Source organism: Sphingomonas elodea ATCC 31461, from assembly GCF_000226955.1.
GTDB classification, from domain to species: domain Bacteria; phylum Pseudomonadota; class Alphaproteobacteria; order Sphingomonadales; family Sphingomonadaceae; genus Sphingomonas; species Sphingomonas elodea.
In genome coordinates, this window is record NZ_AGFU01000064.1 from 1 (window position 1) to 2,251 (window position 2,251).

At 67.3% G+C, this 2,251-nt stretch carries 1 protein-coding gene; it reads left to right on the forward strand.

Translation table 11 applies throughout. The features are described 5' to 3' along the window. The coding region (locus tag KK7_RS0115885) for a hemagglutinin repeat-containing protein (protein ID WP_010545636.1) at positions 1 to 2,251 on the forward strand (2,251 nt) is incomplete at both ends.

Consider the following 2,251-nt stretch of genomic DNA (forward strand, 5'->3'; position numbering starts at 1 on the left):
GCGGCGTGATCGATACCGCCGATAGCCGGGTGGACACCTTCTCCAAGAGCTCGGGCCTGCTCTCCTCCACCATCAAGCGCACCAGCACGACGACACACGACGAGACCGTGGTCGCCTCCACCCTGTCGGGCGACACGGCCGTGGTGACGGCGAGCGGCGGAGTGACGATCACCGGCGCCAACCTGGTCGCCTCGAACGGGCTTACGCTCTCGGCTGTTGGCCCGGTGACGATCGGCACGCTCGCGACCACCGATAGCCAAGAGAGCAGCTCGTCGGTGAAGAAGAGCGGCTTTTCACTGGGCGGCGGCGGGCTGTTCCTCGGCGTCGCCAAGACCAGCAGCACCGGCAGCACGACCGACGTGACGCAGGCTGGATCGGTGATCGGTACGCAGAACGGCGACCTCACGATCGTCTCGGGCGGGGCGCTGGGGATCACCGGCAGCACGGTGGCGGCGGGCGGCGACGTGCTGCTCCAGGGTGCATCGGTCACCATCGCCAACACGCTGGACGTGCGGGATAGCAGCTCCAGCTCGAAATCTTCGAGCTTCGGCGTGTCGATCGGCGCGTATGAGAACATCTCGGGTGCTGTACATACGCTTGCGGATCTGCCCTCCGCGCTGGGCAGCGCGAAAGGCGGCGCTGCGGCGCTGGCGATCAACACCGCCTCGACCGCGCAAAGCACCGTCCGCTCGGTAATGAACGCGATGACCAGCACCGTCGGCGTTTCGGTCAGCCTCGGCATTTCGAGCTCGCGTTCGAAGACCTCGGGCGAGGCGGCGACCGTGGTGGGCGCATCGGTGACGGGCGACACGGTCGGCATCATTGCCACGGGGGGCGATCTCTCGATCCTCGGCTCGTCGGTGAAGGGCACGAACGGGGTTGCACTGACTGCAACCGGCGATGTGCTGATCGAAGCGGCGCAGGCGCACGCGAACCAGAACTGGTCTTCGCACAGCGCCGGCGCGAGCCTGGGTCTTTCGCTGGGGGTGGGCATCGTCGGCGGCGCCACCGCCTCGGCGACCGCGAGCGTGTCGTCGAGCAGCGCCTCGGGCACGTCTTCGCAGACCCACAACGTCAACAGCGTCGTCGATGGCGGCACGCGGCTGACGATCGCGTCGGGCGACGACACCAAGCTGGTCGGCGCGAACGTGTCGGGCGGCGACGTGATCGTGCGGACCGGCGGCGACCTGCTGCTCCAGAGCCTGCAGGATATCGGCCGGCAGTCGAACAGCTCGAGCGGCTTCGGCATGGGCGTTGGTATCAGCAGTACCGGCCCGGGGGGCTCGCTAACCCCGAGTCTGTCCGCCGGTACCGGCGGCGGCAACTCCGCGCTGGTGGATACGCGGACCACGCTCACCGCCAAGGGCGGCATGCTCGATGTCGAGGTCGGCGGCACGACCAGCGTGATCGGCGCGACCCTGGCGGCGCTGGACAGCACGGGCAAAAAGGACAGCGGTTTGTTGGCGCTCAAGACCGGGGAACTCGTCGTCGCCGACATCGCCGATCGGGCAAGCAGCGCGAACGGTGCGTTCAGCATCTCGGGCACGCTGGGGCTAGGGGGCAAGGACTCGGGCGTGGCCGGCGAGGCCAGGGCCGGCATCACGCCGGGAAGCCTGTCCGGCAGCTATGCCGACAGCAGTTATGCCGCGACGCAGGCGGGCACGATCGGGCACGGCCTGATCACGGTCGCATCGCCGGGCGGTACCCTGCTCGACCAGATCAACCGCGACATCACCAAGGCGACCATCGTCACCCGCGACGACCGCACCGCGTTTCAGGTCGATATCGATCCGGGCGCGACGAAGGAACTGGGCGCGCTGATCCGCGGCGATGCGGGCGGCAGCGTGATCCTGCAGGGTGCGCAGAACCTTGCCGACGATCCTACGAGGACGCTGCGCTTGGCCATTGGCGAGCTGTACGCGCCGTTCGACGGGCTGGTAGATAGCGGCGCGATCGACAAGCTGTTTTCCAACGTGACCAAGATGGTCGCCGGCAATCGCGGTGTGGAGCAGCATCAGTTCTCGGCGCTGATGAACGATCGCGAGTTGCAGGGTAAGAGCGCCGGCGAGATTGCCGACATCCTCAAGGATCGCCTGATTGGAGTGGCGGCCTTTGGCGAGAAGGGCGATCGCGAGAAGGTTCGCGTAGAGCTGAGCGATCCGACATCCCAGCTGTCGAAGAGCGTCGCCCTGCAGGGTGAAATGATCGCTTATGCGCAAGCACGAGGGATCAAGGACGCCGCTGGCTTGGT